The organism is Streptococcus sp. GMD1S (assembly GCF_000296875.1).
Lineage (GTDB): Bacteria > Bacillota > Bacilli > Lactobacillales > Streptococcaceae > Streptococcus.
On the sequence record NZ_AJQY01000434.1, the window covers coordinates 1 to 544 of the forward strand.

At 41.2% G+C, this 544-nt stretch carries 1 protein-coding gene; it reads right to left on the reverse strand.

The window, feature by feature from the left end:
• Nucleotides 1-38 precede the first annotated feature (38 nt).
• Nucleotides 39-544: hypothetical protein (locus GMD1S_RS10830; RefSeq protein ID WP_000298534.1), on the reverse strand; the 506-nt coding region annotated here is incomplete at its 5' end.

Here is a 544-nt window from a genome sequence, read left to right on the forward strand (position 1 = left end):
TGTTCCTAAAAATTGAATATCCATTCGATACTTTCTAATTAATCAATATATAACATGGCTGTGCGATTTTCCGATCGGAAATAGCGCTTTCCAGAAAAAGCAGCAGCTTCTTGCAATAAATCCTCTTGGCTGTAGCCCTTTAGACGTTTGCGACCATCAGCCAAACTTTCCAAATCCGTCAAAGCTGTGAGATTTTCTACACTAATAACTTCCTCATCTCCGACAGCTTTCATGTAAATCTTGCCAGACTCTTCAAAGACGAGTTGATGGGGGAAAATTTGCGCAATTTCAAAGAGCAAGTCAGCTGTGATTACTTCCTCAGCTTCTGAGAAAATCCGCCCCAGTCCCTCACTCTCATAGCAAAATCCAAAAGATTTACCCGACAGGTTCAGACGAATAAAAGGCTTATTTTCAAAGGTGAAACTTGGTTCAACATTGTAGAGATTCAGTTCATGACTGAGTTCTACAAAGTAATCTGTCGCAGCCTGAGGACTCTTTTTCTGGTAGAGTTCAGCAAAGTAGGCATTGACTACACTCGGAGGAG